The organism is Rhodococcus sp. 06-221-2 (assembly GCF_002258365.1).
GTDB lineage: Bacteria > Actinomycetota > Actinomycetes > Mycobacteriales > Mycobacteriaceae > Rhodococcoides > Rhodococcoides fascians.
Window position 1 is genome coordinate 303,740 of sequence record NZ_NOYJ01000016.1, and the last position, 21,442, is coordinate 325,181.

The following is a 21,442-nucleotide window of genomic DNA, read 5'->3' on the forward strand; positions in this document are numbered from 1 at the left end:
CTTTCGACATGGAGATCAAGCAGCTCAGGTACTTTCTAGTGGTCGCCGAAGAACTGCATTTCGCCCGTTCGGCGGAGCGACTGCACGTGGTCCAGGCCGTGGTCAGTCAACAGATACGAAGGCTCGAACACGAGCTGGGTCAGCCGCTGTTCGACAGGTCCAAACGTCAGGTGACACTCACCCCCGCCGGGTGCAGGCTGGTCCCAGAGGCTCATGCAGTGCTCGACGCGGTGGCACACGCCGCGGCGACTGTGCAATCTCGCTCCGATGAGCCGGACGGGCCACCACACCTGCGACTGGGAATAGCTGGAGGCTCGGGCACTCGCGTCGATTTGGTGCTGGACCACCTTGGAACTCAGTTTCCCGATCTGCTCGTCACACTGGAAATCGGGCAGGTGTGGGAGCAACTCGACGCTGTTCGTTCGGGAGCACTCGACGCCGCACTTGTTCGCCTGCCCAGGAACGATCACGATCTGGAGATGATTCCGGCGTGGTTCGACCGGATCGTCGTTGCGATTCCCACCCGCCACCCACTGGCTTCCAAACCCGATCTCACGCTATCTGATCTGGCGGACCTTCCGCTGCGTCTGATTCCGTCCGAGCAGAACCCCGCCTTCGCCGCCACCGTGCTCCGTGCTTGTGCGGACGCCGGGTTCGAGCCGGCCACGGGAATTCCATTCCGAGATCTACAAGCGACAGTGCTCGAACTCGGCTCGGGACCACCATCGTGGACAGCTATGTACGAGGGCTCAGCACAAGCGCTGTCGGCCGAACGCGTCACCTTCCGGCCCGTGACCGATCCTGGCATGGCCGTGCAGATGTGGCTGGCGGTACGAGAACGGACCACACTCGTCGACGCCCTGGCCGAAGCGTGCGCCCGCATCTGACCTCCGATTGTTTTTCGTGAACGCTGAGTGCACGAATTGCTTCTGGTTCACACCGACGGATCGGCGTTGACTCGTCGTCGTACAGATTCACACCCTTTCGGTGTGACCACACGACGAGATCGGATACGCCGATGTACACGACGATCAATACCCCTGACTCTGATACCCCCGTCCAACGCGTCGAAGCCGAAGATCCGAAGCCGGCCGCCGATGAGGCTCTGGTGCAGATCCATTCGTTCTCAGTCAACCGCGGGGAACTGTCCCTCATGGCCGCGAGGGACCACGGCTGGCGACCCGGCCAGGACATCAGTGGCGTCGTGATCGAGGCGGCCGCAAACGGGAGCGGACCCCAAGCAGGCACACCGATCGTCGGAATGGTCGACGGAGCCGGATGGTCCGAACTCGCGGCCGTGCGCACCGACCGAATGGCAGTCCTCCCGGATACGTTGGGCACCAACATCGCTGCCGCTCTACCGATGGCGGGGCTGACCGCGCTACGCACTGTGCGTATGGGTGGCGACCTCCTGGGACGCAAGGTCCTGATGACCGGTGCCAACGGCGGCGTGGGTCGATTTCAGATCCAATTGGCAAGTGCCGCAGGTGCGTCGGTCACAGCGACCACGACAGCCGGCGAGAACGAAGCCAGCGAACTGATCGAACTCGGAGCAACCGAGGTCACTACTACCCCGTCGGATGCATCAGGTCCCTTCGATCTGATCATCGAATCCGTTGGCGGCACAGTACTCGAAGCGGCACTGTCCGTGCTGGCACCCCGTGGCACGCTGGTCATGATCGGCAACAGTTCTTGCACCAAGGCCGAGCTCGATGTCTTCTCGTTCATGGGTCACGAGGGCGCGACGATCACCAACTACATGTCGTATGCAGTCGAGTACCCCGAACACGAGGACCTCGAATTGCTCGTGAGATTGGCCGCCGACGGCCGTCTCGATCCGACACCCGGGTACTGCGTCGATTGGTCGGAACTCACTCATGTCATCGAACTGATGACACGACGCGAATTGCCCGGCGGAAAAGCTGTATTGACGATTCGCCACTGACACTGCATCACTGATCACCCAGGGGACAGCTCGGTGAAGTGCTGGAACGGTCGGCGAGTTCAGCCCTTGACGCCGCACTTGCATTTTGCAAGCATGAGGGCATGAGCCTGTTCATCACCTGTCCCGTCGAGAACGTCGAGCGCGCAACCGCCTTTTACACAGCCCTCGGCTGGACGCTCAACCCCGAGATGTCCGACCACAACGTGTCGTGCTTCGCCATCACACCGGGGCAGTACGTCATGCTCGGAAGCCGCGAGATGTATGCGAGCGTGGGCGGCACCGAGGAGCTGATCGGCGGACCCGACACCCCATCGAAGGTCACGGTCTCGTTCGACCTCGGTAGCCGCGAGGCGGTCGACGAGCTCACCGAGCGGGCCGGCGCTGCCGGTGGACGCATCGGAGACATCGATGACTACGCCTTCATGTATCAACGTCAGTTCGACGACCTCGACGGCTACCACTACTCGCCGTTCTGGATGAAGCCGGACACCGATACGGCCGAATGAGCGACCTCGCCGCCGCCCTCGACATCGTCGGTGCCCGGTGGGCACTTCTCATTGTCGAGCGACTGCTCGAGGAACCGCAACGGTACGGCGATCTGCAGCGCGACCTCGGAGTACCGACGAACATGCTCGCTACCCGGCTGCGCGAACTCGAAGCGGCAGGAGTGTTGACCCGTCTTCCCCTTCGGCACAACACTCGCGCGTACGGGCTGACCGAAAGAGGTCTCGCCCTGCGTGACGCAATTTCCGCACTCGAGCACTGGGGCAAACAAGCTGCACCACAAATCGATTCGCGATAGCGGGCGCTACTCCCGATCAACCTTCGATGTCGCGGACGATCTCCTTGGTCACCTCGATGAAGGCCGAGATGTCGTCGACGCCCATGGCCAGGGACAGTGAGAAGTCGCCGCGGGCAACGGGGAAGAAGCCCCGGTTGGCGAGCTCGAGCGAGATGGTCTGGGTCCGGTCGCCGTCGAGGTGACGCCAGTGATCACGGTGGGTGCGGACTACGAGCCCTGGCTCGTTCATGTAGCCGTACGCCAGATGGGAAATCCCCCGACCGTACACCGTGAACGCGCTGTTTCGGGCGCGGCTCCAGTCGTCGAGATCCCGCAGTACCCTGGCCGCCATCGCATTGAGACGCTCGAACGCCGCCTCGTCGAGTTGCTCGAGCGTTGCGATGCCTGCGGCCACGGAGATTTTGTGGCCGTGGTGAGTCCCGGAGATCGAGACCAGGCCGCTGTCGAGCACCGACATCACCTCGGCCGAGCCGCCGACGGCACCGAGCGGGAACCCGCCGCCGATGATCTTGCCCATGATCGTCAGATCGGGCAGCACACCGTAATCGGCTTGCATGCCACCCACGCCCGCCCGCAGCGTGACCGTCTCGTCGACGATCATCACGATCCCCAGCTCGGTCGTCAAGTCCCGGAGTCGGGAGACGAAATCGTCGTCGAGTGTCACCAAACCGCCGGAGGCGCTTTCGAGTTCGAGGATGACGCAGGCGACGTCGGATGCTCGAGCGCGCAGGATGGCTTCTGTTCCCTCCCAATCGTTCTGGGTGAGGGGCACGATGTTGTCGACGTCCACCTGCGGGATGCCCGCGCTGTCGGGCAGGGGCGTCGGATACGCATCGGGACCGGCGTCACCCCCACTGCTCGGATGCCACGACACCTGAAGTGCATCGGTGAACCCGTGATAGCCGCCCTCGAACTTCGCGATCGCGGTACGCCCGGTGTAAGCGCGCGCGATGCGGACCGCAGTCAGTGCCGATTCCGACGCCGAGCACGAGAACTTGACCTTGTCGATCGACGCGATTCGGTCGGAGATCATTCGCGCCAACTCGGTCTCGGCCTCCACAGGGTTGCCGAACGACACTCCGGTGTCGATGGCACGGTGCAGAGCCGCCCGCACCGTGGGCGGGTTGTGTCCGAGAACGTTGGTCGTGAAGTTGTTGTTCAGATCGAGCAGGCGGTGGCCTTCGACGGTCGTGATGTACGCGCCGTCGCCGTGCTCGACGTAGATCGCGTGTGGTCCGAAGTTGAACGAGCTGCGGGAATAGCCGCCCGGCACGATCTTCGTACCAGCCTCGGCGAGCTCGGCGGAGCTGGAGAACCGCTGCGAGAACCGCGCGAGACTCGATTCCAGGGTCAAGGTCATGACGTGTCCGTTCTCGGTTGGGGTGGGCGGGTAACGCTCAGTTGAGCTCGCGCTTGAGGATCTTGCCGGTCGACGTCATCGGCAACTGATCGAGAAACTGCACCAGGCGGGAATACTTGTAGGCCGCGAACTGGTCCTTGCCCCATGCGACGAGGTCGGCCTCGGAGACGTCGTCATGACCGGGGTTCTTGACCACGACGGCCTTGACCTCCTCGCCGTGCTGGTCGTTCGGAATGCCGATGACCGCGACGAGCGAGACCGCCGGGTGCGTCATGAAGATTTCTTCGATCTCACGCGGGTAGACGTTGTAGCCGCCGCGGATGATCATGTCCTTGCTGCGGTCGACGATGTAGTAGAAGCCGTTCTCATCCTTCTTGCCCAGGTCGCCCGAGCGGAACCATCCGTCTCGGATGGCCTCGGTCGTGGCCTCGGGGCGGTTGTAGTAGCCCTTCATCACGTTGTGGCCCTTGATCGCAATTTCTCCGATCGCGGTCGGCTCGGGCTCGACATCGGACCAGTCGTCGTTGATCAGTTTCATCTGCACTCCGGGTATCGGCTTTCCGATCGACCCGACGTGGGGTTCCTCGCCGAACACCGAGAACGCGATGACAGGTGACGTCTCCGACATGCCGTAGCCCTCGAGGATCGTCACGCCGAAGCGCTCCCTGAACTGCTTGTGGATTTCTCCTGGCAGCGCAGCACCACCGGACACCGCAACCCGGAGGTGGGCAGCGATTCGCTCGACATCGACGCTGTCGTCGAGTGCTGCGAGCATCCCCCAGTACATCGTCGGAACACCCCCGAAGAACGTGACGCGGTGCTCGGTCATCAGGTCGAGCGCAGCATTGGGCTCGAACCGCGGCAGCATCACCAGCGTCCCGCCGAATGCCAGCGCCCCGTTCTGAATCACGACCTGGCCGAAGGCGTGAAACAGTGGCAGCAGACACAAGTAGGTGTCGGGGTCGTCAGCGTCCGAGCGGAACAGCTCTCGCCCGAGCATGACGTTGTCGATGATGTTGCGGTGACGCAGCTCGGCCCCTTTCGGCCGGCCCGTCGTACCCGAGGTGTAGAACATGACGGCCACATCGTCGGTGCCGCGCGGCACAGGAGCGAACGTGCTCGAGTGCGTCGGGGTAGTGGCTCCGTCGGCTTCCCGGATCGTCGTAGCCGTCGCATTCCCGGGGTCCGGCTCGATCAACAGAAGGTGCTTGCATTTGGGCGCGGCGTCGAATGCTGCACGAGCGTTCGCGCCGATCGGCAACTCGGAAGTGCCTTCGAAGGCCACGAGCATCTCGGCGTCCGAATCGTCGAGGTGATAAGCGATCTCGCGCGGCGTGAGCAATATGTTCAGGGGAACCACGACGGCCCCGGCCTTGAGGATCGCGAAGTAGACGACCGTGAACGACGGGATGGTCGGGCACGACAGCGCGACCCGATCGCCAGGTCGCACCCCCCGCGCCGCCAGCAGGTTGGCCACCTGGTTGGCCTGACCGTCGAGCTCTGCGTACGTCAGCGATTCTCCCGCCACAACGATCGCGGTGCGAGTTCCGTAGGCGGCCGCAGACGCCTCGAGCAGGTGGGCCAAGTTCGTCGCTGTCGACGTGGGGAGAGCGGGCATGAGCTGAAATGTATACGTACCGATCGGTTAGGACAAGAGTTTCAGGCGAACGAAATCGGGGGTGCAAACCCATTGTGCTAACCGATCGGTACGCATAAAGTGACGGCGATCGAACTGCCCTTCGAGGCCCTGACGCTTGGAGACCACATGACCACCGAACCTCAGACAACCGACCCGCTGACCGCCCTACAGTCCATCGGACTGTTCACCGGAGTGCCCCAGCACGAGAACTTCAACCGAATGGCGCAGCTGCTGCCATCGATGCGGATGGTGCCCTCCGGATCTCCTCGACCGTGGAAGACGGGTGCGCAGGTATCCGCGCCGGAATCCTTCCTGTGGGACGGTGAGACGAAATCGTTCGAGGAGTTCTTCGTCGAGACCGACACGGCCGCTCTACTCATGATCGAGGACGGTGAAATCCGTTACGAGCGTTACGCGTTGACCGGTGGTGTCGACGTGCCGTGGATTTCGATGTCGGTAGCGAAGAGCTTCGTGTCCACGCTGGTCGGTATCGCCCTGGAAGAGGGGCACATCGAAAGCCTCGAGCAGCCGATCAGCGACTACATCAAGGTTCGGCCGGGCTCCGCTTACGACGGAGTCTCGATCAAGGACGTGCTGCGGATGTCCTCGGGGGCCCGGTGGAACGAGGACTACTCGAATCCCGAGTCCGACATCTTCGGCCTTACGGCAGCGATGGCAGGTATTGGGGCGCTCGAAGACTTCGTCGCCAACATGGTGCGTGAATCCGAGCCCGGTACTGTCTGCCGGTACAACTCGGGAGAAACACAGGCACTGGGACTGCTCGTCATCAAGGCGACCGGCCGGACTCTGTCGGACTACATGCACGAAAAGCTCGTCGAGCCTCTCGGCTTCGAGGCACCCAGTTACTGGCTGATCGATGCGGTCGGCATCGAGCAGGCCTACGCCTGCCTCAACGCCACGGCCCGAGACTTCGCCAGGCTCGGTGACCTCTTCCTCAACGGAGGTAAGATCGACGGTCGCCAGATCGTATCGGAGCAGTGGGTCCGCGACGCCACCCACTACGACGACCCCATGCGCGCACCCGGTGTGCCGGTGTCCGCCGGCGAGCAGATCGGTTTGGGCTACGGATACCAGTGGTGGATCCCGGCAGGCGACGAGGGCGAGTTCAGCGCCATCGGCGTCTACAACCAGCTCGTCTACGTCAATCCAGCGCGACGCCGCGTCGTGGTGAAATTGTCGGCCAATCGTGCGTACGGCACTGCCCCGGACGAGGCGACCAACCGCAACGAGGAGAACGTCTGCTTCGTCAGGGCGCTCGCTCAGGTGTGAATGCCGCGGCCCGTCGCAGTCACGACTGTGACGGGCCGCCGTCTACTGTTCGGCGAAGCTGGTCGATGGCGCGCGCAAATGCCGCATCGATGCGTTCGCGCTCACCGGTGATGAGAAGGTCCAGTTGCAGTCCGCGGACCTGAGCCAGCACGAGAGTGGCGATTTCGGTGGCCTCGGTCGAGCTCCGCCCTTCGGCGACCAGACGCTGCTCGAGCGGGATGCGCCACTGTCCGAGGATTCGGGCGGTCACGTCACCGGGCACGTAGCGGTTCTGCGGTGCCCGGGACGCGATCTCGAACAGCGCGCGAAATTGGCGCTGCTCCCGAGGCTGCCGCAGTTTCTCCCAAGACATCTCGAGAAATTCGACGGAACCGCTGGTCTCGTCGTCGGTCTGCAACGTCTCGAGAAAGTCCACACGCATTCGATCGACGACCTCGGCGATCAGCTTGTCCTTCGACACGAAATGCCGGATCAGAGTCGCGTGGGTGACCCCGAGCTCGCGAGCCAAGGGACGCAACGACAAATCGGCAAGGCCGTGGTCGAGTACGTACTCGGTCACGGCAGCCAGCAACTCGGGGCGGCGATGCTGATGTCGCAGAGTTCGCCCGTCGACCACGACGGTTGATTCGGTGGCCATGGAGCGATACTAACCCGCAGATTCGAACGCCGGTCAGGGCCGGAACGGTGACGCTCGCACTGGGCCACGGACACGACGACAGCCCCGCAACTCGGCTGGTTGCGGGCCTGTCGTCGTCGTTGGGTCAGACGTTCAGATCCTCGTCCCTACGGTTCTTGATGCGCGAGGTCGCGATGAACGAGATCGCCGCCAGGATCATCAGGTAGATCGAGATCGACATCGAGGTACCCGTTCCCTTGAACAGTGCCTCGGAGATCGTCGGGACGAAGGCCCCACCGAGCACGGTGCCGATGGCGTAGCCGATGGATGCTCCACTGAATCGAACTGCTGCGGGAAACATTTCGGCGTACAGCGCCGGCTGTGGTCCGTAGGCGAGGCCGAGTCCGACGGCGAAGAGACCGAGGGCCACGTAGATCCACTGCAGCTCACCGGTATCGACGAGCAGGAAGAACGGGATGGCGCACAACACCATCGACGCGTTGCCCAGGTTCATGATGGCGGTCCGGGAGTAGCGGTCGGACAGATACGCACCGAGCAGGGTGAACACACCCCACACGAGAGCGGCGAACAAACTGGCCACCAACACGTCCACACGGGCGAGCCCGTGCTCCCTCGTCGAGTACGCGACGATGAAGCCACCGACGATGATGTAACCGTTGCCGTTGTTACCCACGAACGACAGCGCGGCGAGCATGACCTGCTTCTTGTTGGTGCGCCACAGTGCACGAACGGGAGTGTGGTTGCGCTCCTTGCGTTCTGCGAGCTCCTTGAACACCGGGGTCTCTTCGACGCGGCGTCGGATGTAGAAGCCGACGAGGATCAGCACGAAGCTGATGAGGAACGGAATACGCCAGCCCCAGGCCTCGAACTGCTCTTCGCTGAGCAAACCGGTGCACAGTGCCAACGTTCCCACCGCGATGAGCATGCCGAGCGGAACACCCATCTGAGTTGCGGCACCGTAGATTCCGCGCTTGCCCTTCGGGGCGTGCTCGACGGCCATCAATGCCGCGCCGCCCCATTCGCCGCCGGTCGAGAATCCCTGCAGGATGCGCAACACGATCAGGATGATCGGAGCCCAGATGCCGATGGTCGCGTACGTGGGCAGCAGTCCCATTCCGACGGTGGCCGCGCCCATGAGGGTGAGGGTCGCGATGAGGACCTTCTTGCGACCGATCTTGTCGCCGAAGTACCCCGCGACGATGGCCCCGAGAGGACGGAACACGAAGCTGATACCGATGGTCACGTAGGCGACCAGCTGTCCGGACGAGCCCATGGGCGCGAAGAACAGCTGAGCGAAGATCAACGACGCGGCCTGCGCGTAGATGAAGAAGTCGTACCACTCGACGGTGGTTCCGACCATGCTGGCCATCGCGGCGCGGCGATGCTCACGCGACACCCCGGTGGGCGTCTCGACCTGTGTTGTCATCGACGATCTCGTTTCGTTCGGGCTCCGGCGCTCGTGAGAGCGAGCGACAGTTCGGAGTGACGTGGGGTATGAACAGCGGCAGATTCAGGTAACCGACGAACCGGATAAAACTCACCGTCCATTCGGTCGGTAATTACTGTGACCGGCGCCACCGTAGTTTGTCAAGGTGGTCGCGTGCATAACAAGGCCCTGCCCACACTTCGTCGGAAACTACCGATCGAGACCTCGTGCTTCGTCCGAAACGACGCAGACATCGACAGCGCCGCCCGACATACTCGAATCCATGGCTGCTCCGACCACCCTCGTTCTCCATTCGCCGGTCATCGACGAACTGATGCGCGCCCTCGGTGCCGACGCGGTGGTGACCGACCCGGACATTCTGCAGAGCTTCCGGCACGACGCCGCCGCTCTGTGCGAATCCGCGCTACCCCTGGCGGCAGTGTTACCGAGCACCGAATCGGACGTACAGGCGATCATGAAAATCGCATCGGCACATCGCATTCCCGTGGTACCGCAGGGCGCATTGACCGGCCTGGCGGGAGCCGCGAACGCCAGCGTCGGAGCCATTGCCCTCAACACCCGGCGGATGAACAAGATCGTCGAGTTGGACGTCGTCAACCGCACCGCCGTCGTGCAACCCGGTGTCACGAACAAAGAGCTGAAAGATGCTGCCCTGCAGCAAGGATTGACGTACCTCCCCGACCCGTCCAGCTGGGAGGCGTCGACCATCGGCGGCAACATCGCCACCAACGCCGGTGGTCTGTGCTGCGTGAAATACGGCGTCACAGCACGGTTCGTCCGTGGCTTGCGCGTTGTACTCGCCGACGGGCGTGCCACGTTCGTCGGTCGACGCACTGTCAAAGGCGTGGCCGGGCTTTCTCTGGCCGAACTGTTCGTCGGCTCCGAAGGCACACTCGGAATAATCACCGAGGCAACCGTAGGTCTCGACTTTCCGGCTGCCACTCCGTTGACCATGGCCGCGACCTTCCCGTCGACTGTCGCGGCCGGTGAAGCGGTGACGCAGATCCGGGCCGTCGGCATCACCCCGAGCCTGTTCGAGTTGCTGGACCGCACCACCATCGCCGCGATCGACGCCTACGCCCGGATGGACTTCGGCACCGACGCCGCGGCCGTGCTGATCGCTCAGTCCGATATCGGCGCAGGCTCTGTGCAGGAGCTCGAAGCCATCGCCGCACTGTGCACCGCAGCCGGGGCAACCGATGTGGCCGTTGCCGAGGACGAGGTCGAATCGGAACAGCTCGTGCAGGCCCGTCGACTGGCGTACCCGGCACTCGAGCGTCTCGGCTCACCGTTGGTCGACGATGTGTCCGTTCCTATTTCGCAGCTCGCCGCGATGATCGACGAGGTCGGACGCATCGCCGAGCGCATCGGCATCGTCATCGGCGTCGTCGGCCACGCAGGGGACGGCAACATCCATCCGACAGTCATCGTCGACCCGATGGACCCGTCATCGTTGGTCAAGGCACACCGCGCGTTCGACGAGATCGCGGCATTCGCCCTCTCTCTGGGCGGGACCATTACCGGTGAGCACGGCGTCGGCCTGCTCAAACGCGATCTTCTCGAAACCGAACTCGACTCTGTTGCAGCGGAACTGCAGCGCGGCATCAAGGAACTGCTCGACCCGCATTACCTGCTCAACCCAGGGAAGGTCCTCACCGCCCGGTCGTGAGCCGCAGCGACATCCACACCAGCAACCGGGTGTCCACGTCGTCGAGATCGAGACCGAACAACTCCTTGGTACGCCGAAGTCGATAGCGAAAGGTATTGGGGTGCAGGTACAGCGACGCAGACGCGGCAGCGACGTTGGATTCGTGTGCCAACAACGCCAGCACCGTCGCAGCGTATTCCGTACCTTCCGAGGCATCGCAGGACAGCATCCGTTCGACGGCAGGCAAGGCGAGCGACACCTCCGACAGCGCCTCACCCGCTCTCCGAAGAGTGACCGATACGCGATTATGCTCGAATGTCGTTGTCTCTGCGCCCGTTTCGATCGCGTCGAGTACCCAGTAAGCATGCTTGAGCGCTATCGCGGGACGGGCGTCCGGGCCACCGATCGCGAAGCTCACCGCAGCACCGAAGGCCGTCTCCGCCCGTCGTCGAACCTCCTCTGCCTCCGCAGCGAATGCGCGTTCGTCGTCGGACTCCACCACCAGCAGGACGGTGTTCCCGTCGACGATGCATCCGGAGTCGCCCGCGTTGCCGAACGTGAGCTGCAGCAGACCAGCGAGCTGCACCAACATTTTCTGCGCTCGCGGCGACTCCACTTCTGCGGCCAGAACGGCGTAGTGCTTTCCCGGCGTAGTGACGACCTCGGGATCGGTCAGTAACGCACGCACCCTGGGATTGTCGGCATCGGCCGGATGATGTCGGGCCGACAACAACGGCACTGCAGCCGCGGCCGCACGCGTCAATGCAGCCACTGCCGCAGGGGCCGGCGGACGGATGCCGGCACCGGACGCAATGCACCAGATGGAGCCGAGGTACTCACCGTCGACCGAAACCGCTACTGCCAGACGGGGTAGCGCACCGGCCACATCGACGACGTGCACGGTCGAGCTGCGCCGGAAGTCCGGATCGATGTGATGCACCATGTATCGAGCCGGGACCTGCTTGCCCAGAATGCCGTCGCGTCGCACGTCGTCGATCGGCTGCCCCGGCACCGACGAATACGCCACCACATAGCCCTGCGGATCCATCACCGACACAGCACCACCCACCGCAGTGGCGGTGGCGTCTGCCAGCGCCGACAGGTCTGCAGTGGTCACCGACTCACAGTACTTCCACGCGCCGGATCGCTAGCGCGCTATCGTGCGACTGTCGCCTCGGAATTCGGCGATCAGCTCGTCTCGGCACGTCACCGACACGTCGTAGATACCGTTGCGGCCGAACCTCGCACGCTCGACGGCGTCGGCGACGAGGACGTCACCGACCTTCGTCGGACGGAGGTACCGGATGTCGCATCGGGCAGCGACGGCCGAGTCCTCGTGCGAGTTGCAGGCCATAGCGAACGTCGTATCTGCAAGCAGGAAGACGTATCCGCCGTGCGTGATGGCGTAACCGTTGACCATGTCCTCGGTCACGACCATCGACATTCTCGCGTGACCGGGTGACAGCTCGATCAGTTCGATACCGAGCTTGCGGGACGCGGCATCGACCTCGAACATCTCCCGCGCAATAGGCGAATCGCTCACGGCTGCAGCACCGAACGCTCGTTCTGGGTGAACATCGTGACGCCACCGGTCGCGAAGTTCCGCAGATCCTTGCCTGCCGCTGTCATCTCGGGCGAAGCCAACCCTGCCTTCAGCGATGCCTCGTCCGCGAAGTACAGACGTGCGATTGCGTAGTAGGGCGGCGGGGACTCGTCGAGCGAGTCGAGCGTGCCCCAGGTGAAGTCGACCAGGCCGGGAACTGCGCGAGCGAGGGGCACGTGCACCTCGGTGTAGTGCCGATCGAAGGCGGCAGGGTCCTCGGGTATTCCGTAACAGACGGCTACTCGCACGCTCATGACGCGGCCTCGGGCTTCGCGACCAGAGTGAGTACGTCGTAGGTGGCGACGGGGTCACCGTCCTGGTTGACGACCACTGCGTCCCACCGCACCTCGCCGTAGTCGGCACTCTGGCGCGGTGTGATGAGCTTGGCCGTCAACGTGACCGTCAGCGAATCCTCGGCCTTGACCGGCGTCAGGAAGCGCAGGCTGTCGACGCCGAAGTTCGCCAGGACGGGGCCCGGTGCCGGGTCGACGAACAGCCCCGCGGCCAGCGAGACCACCAGGTAGCCGTGCGCCACGATGCCGCCGAACAACGGATTTGCCGCTGCCGCTTCGGGATCGGTGTGCGCGTAGAACGTGTCGCCGGTGAATTCGGCGAAGTGATCGATGTCGGCGCGGGTGACCTGTCGTGGGCCACCGACGATGGTATCGCCCAGTCGCAGTTCGCCGAGGTTCTTGCGGAACGGGTGAACGTCCCCGGTCGTCTGCTTCGCCCCGGTGACCCACTTGTTGCCGATGGCCGTCAGCACGTCCGGGGTTCCCTGGATTGCGGTGCGCTGCATGTGGTGCAGGACGCCGCGGATACCGCCGAGTTCTTCACCACCGCCTGCGCGGCCGGGTCCGCCGTGCACCAGTACCGGTAGCGGCGAACCGTGACCGGTCGATTCCTTCGCGTCCTCGGAATTCAGGACCAGGATGCGCCCGTGATACGGAGCGGTGCCCAGCACGATCTCGCGCGCGATGGCCGAATCTTTGGTCACCAGAGATGCGACCAGAGAGCCCTTTCCGCGGGCGACGAGGTCGAGCAGGTCCGCGGTGCTGTCGTAACCGATGACGGTGGAGACGGGCCCGAATGCCTCGATCTCGTGCGGTTCGGGTGCGCTCTTGTCGCCGGCCTTCAACAGGACCGGCGCCATGAAGGCACCAGGCCGTGAATCCACGGAGTCGGGATCACCGAAGACGACGGTGGCCGACTTGATCAGTCCACGAATGGATTTGAGGACCTCGTCGCGCTGGTCGATGCTGGCGAGTGCACCCATTGTGACGCCGTCGTCCTGCGGGTCACCGACGACGACCTTGTCGAGCTTGGCCTTGAGCGCCTCGATGACGGGTTCGACCGAGTCCTGCGGCACCAGCACGCGGCGGATGGCCGTGCACTTCTGGCCGGCTTTGGATGTCATCTCGGTGAAGACACCTTTGACGAACAGATCGAACTCCGGATCGCTCTGTGCCACATCGGAACCCAGGATGGACGCGTTGAGAGAATCGGCTTCCGCCGTGAAATGGAGTCCCTCGCCGACGACGTTGGGGTGTGAGCGCAGGGTCGCAGCGGTATCGGCCGATCCGGTGAAGGCCACCGAGTCCTGGCCGCCGAGGTGGTCGAGGACACCACGGGCACTGCCACACAGCAACTGAACCGACCCCTCGGGCAGCAACCCCGACTCGATGATCCGACGGAAGACAAGCTCGGTCAGGTACGCAGTTTGGCTGGCGGGCTTGACGATCGAGGGCACGCCCGCGATGAACGCGGGTGCCAGCTTTTCGAGGAAGCCCCAGACGGGGAAGTTGTACGCGTTGATCTGCACGGCGACGCCGCGCCGGGAGGTGTAGATGTGCTGACCGAGGAAGGTGCCCTTCTTGCCGAGCTGCTCGATGGCACCGTCGAGATAGACCGTCTCGTTCGGGAGTTCACGTCGAGCCTTGCTCGCGTAGCTCAGCACGGTGCCGAAACCGCCGTCGATGTCGACGCCGGAATCGCGGGTGGTAGCTCCGGTGTGCCGGGAGAGTTGGTAGAACTCCTCCTTGCCGGCCAGCAGCGTCAGACCCAGTTGTTTGAGCAGGGCTGCACGCTCGTGGAACGTCAGGGCTGCGAGCGCGGGGCCGCCGACGGTGCGGGCGTAATCGATCATGCCTGCGACGTCGAGACCGCTGGACGACACCCGGGCGATCTCACTGCCGTCGACGGCGCTCAGCAACGGCGTTCCCTCGTCGGTCGCGGAATACCACGTGCCCTGGGCATAGCTTTCCAGAAGTCTGCTCACAACGCCTCCATCTCACCGTACGTTCGGTCGGTAATTACCATCGCCGTCGAACGCCGAGAAGTCAAGACTTGCGTTGCTACGTGCGGCGCAGGCCGTCGAAGGTCAGAGCCACGACGGCGTCGGCCAATTCCTCGACGGATCCGCCGGTGCGCGGGCGATACCACTCGATGAGCGAGTTGACCGTGCCGAAGACGAGCTTGGACGCCAGAGCCGGGTCGACACCGGGACGCAGGTCGCCCTCCTCGGCGGCGGCGACGACGAGCCCGGTGACGAACGTGTCGAATTCGCGCCTGCGGGCGAGAGCGCGCCGCTCGACGTCGGTGTTGCCCCGCACCCGCAGCAGCAGCGTCACGTAGGGCAGTTCCGCGCACAAGATGTCGACGCTGCGACGCACCAGGTATTCGAGGCGATCGATGTACCGCCCGGTGGTCGCCCGATCCTCGGTCGTCACGGCGAACAGTGCGTTGAGAGCCCGCGACAGCGCGAGTTCGAGCAACTCGGACTTGCCCGATACGTGGTGGTAGATCGACGACTTGGTGATACCGAGCCGCTTCGCCAGAATCTCCATGCTGGTGCCGTCGTACCCACGGTCGTTGAAGACCTTGACCGCCACGGCCAAGAGGGAATCCAGGTCGTATCCCGGCCGCCCTGGCTGTCCGGTCTTGCGCGGCGCGCGTGCGGTTGTCATTGCCACATCTTCGCAGTCGGCGGACGATTCCACAGCACCACGGGCAGCAGACCTTGCCAAACGACCGAATGTTCGGTTATTAATGACGCAACCGACGAAGGAGTTTCGAAGTGGGCGAAGTATTTCTCGTGGCCGGCGCACGTACCCCGCACGGGCGCTACGGCGGTGCCCTGGCCTCGGTGCGCCCCGACGATCTCGCCGGGCTGGTCGTGGCCGAGGCGGTCCGCAGAGCGGGCGTACCCGTCGATCGAATCGACGAGGTGATTCTGGGTGCGGCCAACCAGGCAGGCGAGGACAATCGCGATGTGGCCAGAATGGCGGTTCTGCTCGCAGGTCTGCCCCAGTCGGTGCCGGGATATACCGTCAATCGCCTGTGCGCGAGCGGACTGACCGCAGTGGCCAACGCCGCGAGCACCATTCGCAGCGGTGAGGCCGACATCATCGTCGCCGGTGGCGTCGAGTCCATGACGCGCGCGCCATGGGTCATGGCCAAGCCCGGGACGGCGTGGGCCAAGCCCGGCGAGATCTTCGATACCTCCCTCGGCTGGCGATTCACCAACCCGACTTTCGCAGCGCACGACGCGGGTACCGACCCCAAGATCACCCTGTCGATGGGCGAGACCGCCGAAGAGGTCGCGCTCAGCGAGGGCATCACCCGTGAGGAGTCCGACGCCTTCGCCTTCCGCAGTCAGCAGCGTGCCGTCGCCGCCCAGGATGCCGGGCGCTTCGCCGACGAGATCGTGCCCGTCAGCACCAAGAACGGCGAGGTCACCGAGGACGAGACGCCGCGGCGCGGGACCACGTTGGACAAGCTCGGCACCCTGAAGACCGTGTTCCGAAAGGGCGGAATCGTCACCGCCGGCACGTCGTCACCGTTCACCGATGGGGCATCGGCATTGGTGGTGGCCTCGGAAGAAGCCGTGCGCACGTACGGCCTCGAGGTTCGCGGCCGCATCGTCACCAGCGCGAGCGCCGGCATCGCGCCCCACATCATGGGACTCGGGCCGGTCCCGTCCACGCAGAAGGCGCTCACTCGCGCGGGATGGTCGATCGACGACCTCGGTGCCGTCGAACTCAACGAGGCCTTCGCGGCACAGTCCCTCGGCGTCATCCGCCAGCTGAAGCTCGACGAGAACATCGTCAACGCCGACGGCGGGGCCATCGCCCTCGGCCACCCCCTCGGCTCGTCGGGAGCTCGAATTCTGTTGACGCTGTTGGGCCGGATGGAACGCGAGAAGGCCTCCCGTGGCCTTGCGACACTGTGCGTCGGCGTCGGGCAAGGCGTGTCGATGTTGATCGAGGCACCGTGAACACGCTCATCGTCGAGGAGTCGACGGACCGCGTTGTCGTCACCCTGAGTCGCGAGACGCAGCGCAATGCGATCGATTCCGACATGATCGGCGAGCTGCACGAGGTGTGCGCGCTCGTGGAGCAGGATCCCAGGATCGTGATCCTGACCGGAGCAGGCGAGCATTTTGCCGGCGGTGCCGACATCAACCAGTTGCGGGCCCGCACTCGCGACGACGCACTGCGCGGCATCAACCGAAACCTGTTCGATCGCATCGCCGCACTCCCCCTGCCGACGATCGCAGCCGTCCGCGGATACGCACTCGGCGGCGGAGCCGAACTGTCCTACGCCTGCGACATCCGCATCGCGTCGCCGACTGCCGTGTTCGGTAATCCCGAACCGGGACTGGGCATCATGGCTGCCGCCGGAGCCAGCTACCGGCTGCCGACGCTGGTGGGCGTGTCCGTCGCGAAGCAGGTGCTTCTCGGTGGCCGGACACTCGACGCAGAGGTGGCACTTCGGTGCGGCCTGGTGCTCGAGGTAGTCGACGAGCCGTTGGCTGCAGCGCATTCACTCGCGGATCGCATCGCCAAGCAAGCACCACTGGCACTGAAACTCACCAAGAAGATCCTCGATGCGCCCGGTTCGCACCCGTGGGCCGACGACATCGCGCAGGCCGTCCTGTTCGAGACCGAAGACAAACAACGCCGCATGACGGCATTTCTGGAGAAGAAGAAATGACAGCTCCCCGCTCAGTTGGTGTCGTCGGTGGCGGACGGATGGGCGCGGGTATCGCGCAGGTCTTCGCGGCCCTCGGCTCCATCGTCGTCATCGCCGAAGCAGCCGACCAACAGGCCGCGCTGGGCCGCGTCGAGACGGGCTTAACTCGAGCACACGAACGCGGGAAACTCAGCGAGAACCCCGCTGCGATTCTCGCCCGGGTCTCCACCGTCGCCGGCCCCGCGGATCTTCCTGCCGACCTGGACCTGGTGGTCGAAGCGGTGCCCGAGATTCCGTCGCTCAAGGTCGAGGTATTGGCTCTCGTCGACAAGATCGCCGGGCCCGACACGGTCATCGCGTCGAACACGAGCTCGATCTCCATCGCGGAACTCGGCGCAGCACTGAGCGATCCGAGCCGCTTCATCGGGATGCACTTCTTCAACCCGGTTCCGGCGTCGACTCTCGTCGAGATCGTGCGCGCTCCGGCGACCTCTACGGACGTCGTGCAGCGAGTGCAACAGTGGGTGTCGCTGCTCGGCAAAACCGAGGTGCTCGTCAACGACTCCCCCGGGTTCGCTACCTCCCGGCTCGGCGTGTGCCTCGGACTCGAGGCCATCCGGATGCTGGAGGAAGGCGTCGCCGACGCCGAATCGATCGACCGCGCCATGGAACTCGGCTACAAGCATCCGATGGGTCCGTTGCGGTCCACCGACCTCGTCGGGTTGGACGTTCGGCTCGCCATCGCAGAACACCTGGCGTCGACCCTCGGCGACAGGTTCACTCCCCCGCAGTTGTTGCGAGACATGGTTGCTCGCGGCGACATCGGACGCAAGTCCGGTCGCGGCTTTCACGATTGGACGAACGCATGACGGTACGGTTCGATGTCACCGACGGCCTGGCGACCATCACCCTCGCGCGCTCCGAGGCACACAACGCCCTGGACGTCATGACGAAAGTCGGCCTGATGTCTGCAGTGCAGAACGCCGCCGCACCCAGCGTGCGCGCGGTGCTCATCACCGCGGAGGGCAAGAACTTCTGCGTCGGCCAGGACCTCGGCGAGCACGTCACCGCGCTCGAGGCCGACCCGGCCACGGCGATGGATACCGTCGGCGAGCATTACAACCCGGTCATCCGAGGGCTCGCAGCGCTCGAGGTGCCGATCGTCGTGGCCATCCCCGGCGCGTGTGTCGGTGCGGGTCTCGGGATCGCACTCGCCGGAGACATCCGCGTCGCCGGCACCAAGTCGTCGTTCGCCACGGCGTTCACCGGCATCGGATTGGCCAGCGACTCGGGGTTGAGCTACACGCTGGTCGACGCACTGGGCGCGAGCCGGGCCGCGGGACTGATGCTGCTCGGAGACAAGGTCACCGCCCCGCAGGCCCTCGACTGGGGTCTGGTGCATCGCGTCGTCGACGATGCCGACGTTCTCGAGACCGCGCGCACGCTGGCCACAACGCTCGCTGCGGGACCCACCCTGGCGTACAAGCAGGTCAAGTCGCTGATCGCGCGGTCCGGACTGTCCGACGCCCTGGACCGCGAGGCGCAGGCACAGACCGCTCTGGGACAGACCGCCGACCACAAGGCCGCCGTCGATGCCTTCCTGGCGAAGAAGAGAGCCTCCTTCGTCGGCATGTGAGCGGGAGTGGAGCCTGCGGAACGACCCATGTGAGCGGGAGTGGAGCCTGCGGAACGACCCATGTGAACAGAAACTCGACCCCTGCTACGAACTTTCACGCACGTGCGGCGCAGCCGCTCTTGTGCCCGGGGTCACTTCGATGCATACTGGTTACCAACCGATCATTCGGTAATGAAAGTAGGACTTATGACCACGTCAAACACCCTGTCCACCGAGACGCTGCAGGGCGGGTTCGACGAGACCATTGCCCACGAGCAGCGCGTCGAGCCTCGCGACTGGATGCCGGACGGCTACCGCAAGTCGCTCATCCGCCAGATCGCCCAGCACGCGCACTCCGAGATCATCGGCATGCAGCCGGAGGGCAACTGGCTCACCCGCGCACCGTCGCTGCGCCGCAAGGCGATCCTGATGGCCAAGGTGCAGGACGAAGCCGGTCACGGCCTCTACCTCTACTCCGCCGCGGAAACGCTCGGAGCGGACCGCGCCGACCTGACGGTCAAGCTCATCGAGGGCAAGCAGAAGTACTCCTCGATCTTCAACTACCCCACCCTGACGTACGCAGACGTGGGCACCATCGGCTGGCTCGTCGACGGCGCAGCAATCTGCAACCAGGTTCCTTTGTGCCGCAGCAGCTTCGGGCCCTACGCGCGCGCAATGATCCGCGTCTGCAAAGAAGAATCCTTCCACCAGCGCCAGGGCTACGAGCTGCTGGCCACGATGATGCGCGGCACCGACGAACAGCGTGCCATGGTTCAGGAATCGGTCAACCGATGGTGGTGGCCGGCACTGATGATGTTCGGCCCGCCGGACGACGAGTCCCCCAACACCGAGCAGTCCATGAAGTGGGGCATCAAGCGCCACACCAACGACGAACTGCGCCAACGCTTCGTCGACATGTCGATCCCGCAGGCGAAGGCACTCGGAGTCACGTTCCCCGACCCGGACCTGAAGTGGAACGAGGAGCGCAAGTCACACGATTTCGGTGAGCCCGACTGGTCCGAGTTCATGCAGGTGATCAAGGGCAACGGTGCCTCCAACGTCGAGCGCATCGCGAACCGTCGAGCAGCTCACGACGGCGGAGCCTGGGTCCGTGAGGCCGCAACCGCATTCGCCGAAAGGAACGCAGCATCATGACAGAATTCACGGCCGAGGGCGGCCACGGCGCAGTTCCCACCGAGGGTGTTCCGGTCGAGCCAAAAAGGGAAGCGGTCAAAGCCGATTGGCCGTTGTACGAGGTGTTCCTCCGCGGCAAGCGCGGCCTGAACCACGTGCATGTCGGATCGCTCCACGCTGCCGACGACCACATGGCCCTGCGGCATGCTCGCGACGTCTACACCCGCCGCAACGAAGGCGTCAGCATCTGGGTGGTTCCGTCCAACTCGATCGTCGCGTCGTCGCCGTCGGAGAAGGATCCGTTCTTCGCACCGAGTGGCGACAAGGTGTACCGCCACCCGACGTTCTACGAGATCCCCGACAACGTTCCCCACATGTGAGACCCATACTCCCAGAGGACAAGCACTCATGACCGATCACGACAGCGCCTACGAGGGCCTCGTCGACGAGGACTCGCACGGGCAGTGGGCATTCGGGACGAGCTTCGACGACCCGCTCGCCGGAGTCGACACCACCGTTCCCGACGACGTCGACCTGAAAGCCCTTGCCGCGTACTGCCTCATGCTCGGCGACGATGCGCTGATCAGCTCCCAGCGCCTCGCCGAATGGAGCACTCGCGCACCGGAACTGGAAGAAGAGGTGGCGCTGGCCAACGTAGGCCTCGATCTCCTCGGCCAGGCCCGGCTGCTACTGGCTCGCGCCGCGAAAGCCGATCCGACGGTGGTGCCGTTCATCTCGGACACTTCACCCGCACCCGCCGAGGATGCGCTGGCGTTCTTTCGCGACGAGGCCGACTTCCGCAACGTCAGACTCACCGAGCTCGACAACGGCGACTTCGCGAAATCGCTGGTTCGGCTCCTCGTGTTCTCGACGTGGCGGCTCGCCGTCTTCACTCGCCTGCAGGAATCCCGTGATCCCGTTCTTGCCGCAGTTGCGAACAAGGGCGTCAAAGAGCTGACGTACCACCGCGATTACGCGGCACGCTGGGTCGTCACCCTGGGCTGCGGAACCGACGAATCGAAGCGACGCGTCCGCGACGCCGTGACCCGGATCTGGCCGTACGTCTCGGAATTGTTCATCCCGACGGACGAGGAGATCGCACTCGCGAAGGTCGGTGTCGCCGTCGATCCCCGTGACGTCCGCGTGGAGTTCGATTCGGTTCTCGCACAGGTCCTTCACGCCGCAGAACTCGAAGCGCCCGAGGGGAAGTCCGTGGGCACCATCGGCGGCCGCGGTGGTCGTCGCGGCATTCACACCGAAGCATTCGGTCCACTGATCGCCGAGATGCAGGTCGTGGCGAGGGCCCATCCGGAGGGAGTCTGGTGACCACACTCGAGAAAACCGCCCG

At 64.4% G+C, this 21,442-nt stretch carries 22 protein-coding genes; 13 read left to right on the top strand and 9 right to left on the bottom strand.

Annotated features, from left to right (window positions below; translation table 11 throughout):
• Positions 1-8: 8 nt before the first annotated feature.
• From CH281_RS09005 to CH281_RS09020, 4 genes are all read left to right on the top strand, one after another.
• Positions 9-887 carry a LysR family transcriptional regulator gene (locus tag CH281_RS09005; protein ID WP_057472503.1) on the top strand — a complete coding sequence of 293 codons (879 nt, stop codon included), beginning with the start codon at positions 9-11 and terminating at the stop codon, positions 885-887.
• Positions 888-1,153: 266 nt separating this feature from the next.
• On the top strand, positions 1,154-1,945 hold the full coding sequence (locus CH281_RS09010; protein WP_162247510.1) for a zinc-binding dehydrogenase: 792 nt from the start codon (positions 1,154-1,156) through the stop codon (positions 1,943-1,945).
• Between the two features lie 101 nt (positions 1,946-2,046).
• On the top strand, positions 2,047-2,451 hold the full coding sequence (locus CH281_RS09015; protein ID WP_032373306.1) for a VOC family protein: 405 nt from the start codon (positions 2,047-2,049) through the stop codon (positions 2,449-2,451).
• Complete coding sequence (locus CH281_RS09020; protein ID WP_094693822.1) at positions 2,448-2,747, top strand: winged helix-turn-helix transcriptional regulator; 300 nt, start codon at positions 2,448-2,450, stop codon at positions 2,745-2,747. The genes CH281_RS09015 and CH281_RS09020 overlap by 4 nt, the downstream gene beginning before the upstream one ends.
• Before the next feature lie 16 nt (positions 2,748-2,763).
• On the opposite strand, the gene CH281_RS09025 is transcribed toward CH281_RS09020, so the two are convergent.
• Entirely contained in the window at positions 2,764-4,107 is a 1,344-nt protein-coding gene (locus CH281_RS09025) for an aspartate aminotransferase family protein (RefSeq protein ID WP_057472500.1), read from the bottom strand.
• A gap of 37 nt (positions 4,108-4,144) precedes the next feature.
• A complete protein-coding gene (locus tag CH281_RS09030; protein ID WP_094693824.1) occupies positions 4,145-5,725 on the bottom strand; it encodes a long-chain-fatty-acid--CoA ligase in 1,581 nt (526 codons plus the stop codon).
• A gap of 147 nt (positions 5,726-5,872) precedes the next feature.
• Between CH281_RS09030 and CH281_RS09035 the strand changes: the two genes are divergently transcribed.
• On the top strand, positions 5,873-7,036 hold the full coding sequence (locus CH281_RS09035) for a serine hydrolase domain-containing protein (protein ID WP_057472888.1): 1,164 nt from the start codon (positions 5,873-5,875) through the stop codon (positions 7,034-7,036).
• Positions 7,037-7,055: 19 nt separating this feature from the next.
• Here CH281_RS09035 and CH281_RS09040 read toward each other — a convergent pair whose 3' ends face one another.
• Both CH281_RS09040 and CH281_RS09045 read right to left on the bottom strand, forming a co-directional pair.
• Entirely contained in the window at positions 7,056-7,673 is a 618-nt protein-coding gene (locus tag CH281_RS09040; protein WP_057472498.1) for a TetR/AcrR family transcriptional regulator, read from the bottom strand.
• Between the two features lie 124 nt (positions 7,674-7,797).
• A complete protein-coding gene (locus CH281_RS09045; RefSeq protein ID WP_027494645.1) occupies positions 7,798-9,099 on the bottom strand; it encodes an MFS transporter in 1,302 nt (433 codons plus the stop codon).
• 283 nt (positions 9,100-9,382) lie between these two features.
• On the opposite strand from CH281_RS09045, the gene CH281_RS09050 reads away from it, so the two are divergent.
• Positions 9,383-10,789, top strand: a complete 1,407-nt coding sequence (locus CH281_RS09050; RefSeq protein ID WP_094693826.1) for an FAD-binding oxidoreductase — start codon at positions 9,383-9,385, stop codon at positions 10,787-10,789.
• On the opposite strand, the gene CH281_RS09055 is transcribed toward CH281_RS09050, so the two are convergent.
• The 5 genes from CH281_RS09055 to CH281_RS09075 form a co-directional block, all read right to left on the bottom strand.
• Complete coding sequence (locus CH281_RS09055; protein ID WP_094693828.1) at positions 10,773-11,885, bottom strand: PucR family transcriptional regulator; 1,113 nt, start codon at positions 11,883-11,885, stop codon at positions 10,773-10,775. The two genes, CH281_RS09050 and CH281_RS09055, sit on opposite strands and share 17 nt — an antisense overlap.
• Positions 11,886-11,915: 30 nt before the next feature.
• Entirely contained in the window at positions 11,916-12,284 is a 369-nt protein-coding gene (paaI, locus tag CH281_RS09060) for a hydroxyphenylacetyl-CoA thioesterase PaaI (RefSeq protein WP_045841663.1), read from the bottom strand.
• 23 nt (positions 12,285-12,307) lie between these two features.
• On the bottom strand, positions 12,308-12,625 hold the full coding sequence (locus CH281_RS09065; protein WP_094693830.1) for an EthD family reductase: 318 nt from the start codon (positions 12,623-12,625) through the stop codon (positions 12,308-12,310).
• Positions 12,622-14,649 (bottom strand): phenylacetic acid degradation bifunctional protein PaaZ, encoded by a 2,028-nt coding sequence (gene paaZ / locus CH281_RS09070; protein WP_057472494.1) that lies wholly within the window; start codon positions 14,647-14,649, stop codon positions 12,622-12,624. Before paaZ ends, CH281_RS09065 begins: the two co-directional genes overlap by 4 nt.
• Positions 14,650-14,725: 76 nt before the next feature.
• Complete coding sequence (locus CH281_RS09075) at positions 14,726-15,337, bottom strand: TetR/AcrR family transcriptional regulator (RefSeq protein WP_027494651.1); 612 nt, start codon at positions 15,335-15,337, stop codon at positions 14,726-14,728.
• Positions 15,338-15,447: 110 nt separating this feature from the next.
• Between CH281_RS09075 and CH281_RS09080 the strand changes: the two genes are divergently transcribed.
• From CH281_RS09080 to paaC, 7 genes are all read left to right on the top strand, one after another.
• Complete coding sequence (locus CH281_RS09080) at positions 15,448-16,647, top strand: thiolase family protein (protein ID WP_094693832.1); 1,200 nt, start codon at positions 15,448-15,450, stop codon at positions 16,645-16,647.
• Positions 16,644-17,366, top strand: a complete 723-nt coding sequence (locus tag CH281_RS09085; RefSeq protein ID WP_094693834.1) for an enoyl-CoA hydratase/isomerase family protein — start codon at positions 16,644-16,646, stop codon at positions 17,364-17,366. Before CH281_RS09080 ends, CH281_RS09085 begins: the two co-directional genes overlap by 4 nt.
• Positions 17,363-18,214 (top strand): 3-hydroxyacyl-CoA dehydrogenase family protein, encoded by an 852-nt coding sequence (locus CH281_RS09090; protein ID WP_094693836.1) that lies wholly within the window; start codon positions 17,363-17,365, stop codon positions 18,212-18,214. The genes CH281_RS09085 and CH281_RS09090 overlap by 4 nt, the downstream gene beginning before the upstream one ends.
• The gene (locus tag CH281_RS09095) at positions 18,211-18,981 is read left to right on the top strand and encodes an enoyl-CoA hydratase/isomerase family protein (RefSeq protein WP_094693838.1); all 771 of its coding nucleotides are present in this window, start codon (positions 18,211-18,213) and stop codon (positions 18,979-18,981) included. Before CH281_RS09090 ends, CH281_RS09095 begins: the two co-directional genes overlap by 4 nt.
• 186 nt (positions 18,982-19,167) lie before the next feature.
• Positions 19,168-20,115: a 1,2-phenylacetyl-CoA epoxidase subunit PaaA gene (paaA, locus tag CH281_RS09100; protein ID WP_094693840.1), complete on the top strand. Its 948-nt coding sequence runs from the start codon at positions 19,168-19,170 to the stop codon at positions 20,113-20,115.
• Complete coding sequence (gene paaB / locus CH281_RS09105; protein ID WP_032404451.1) at positions 20,112-20,474, top strand: 1,2-phenylacetyl-CoA epoxidase subunit PaaB; 363 nt, start codon at positions 20,112-20,114, stop codon at positions 20,472-20,474. Before paaA ends, paaB begins: the two co-directional genes overlap by 4 nt.
• A 28-nt stretch (positions 20,475-20,502) precedes the next feature.
• Positions 20,503-21,420, top strand: coding sequence for a 1,2-phenylacetyl-CoA epoxidase subunit PaaC (gene paaC, locus CH281_RS09110; RefSeq protein WP_094693842.1), 918 nt, complete (start codon positions 20,503-20,505; stop codon positions 21,418-21,420).
• Positions 21,421-21,442: the final 22 nt, after the last annotated feature.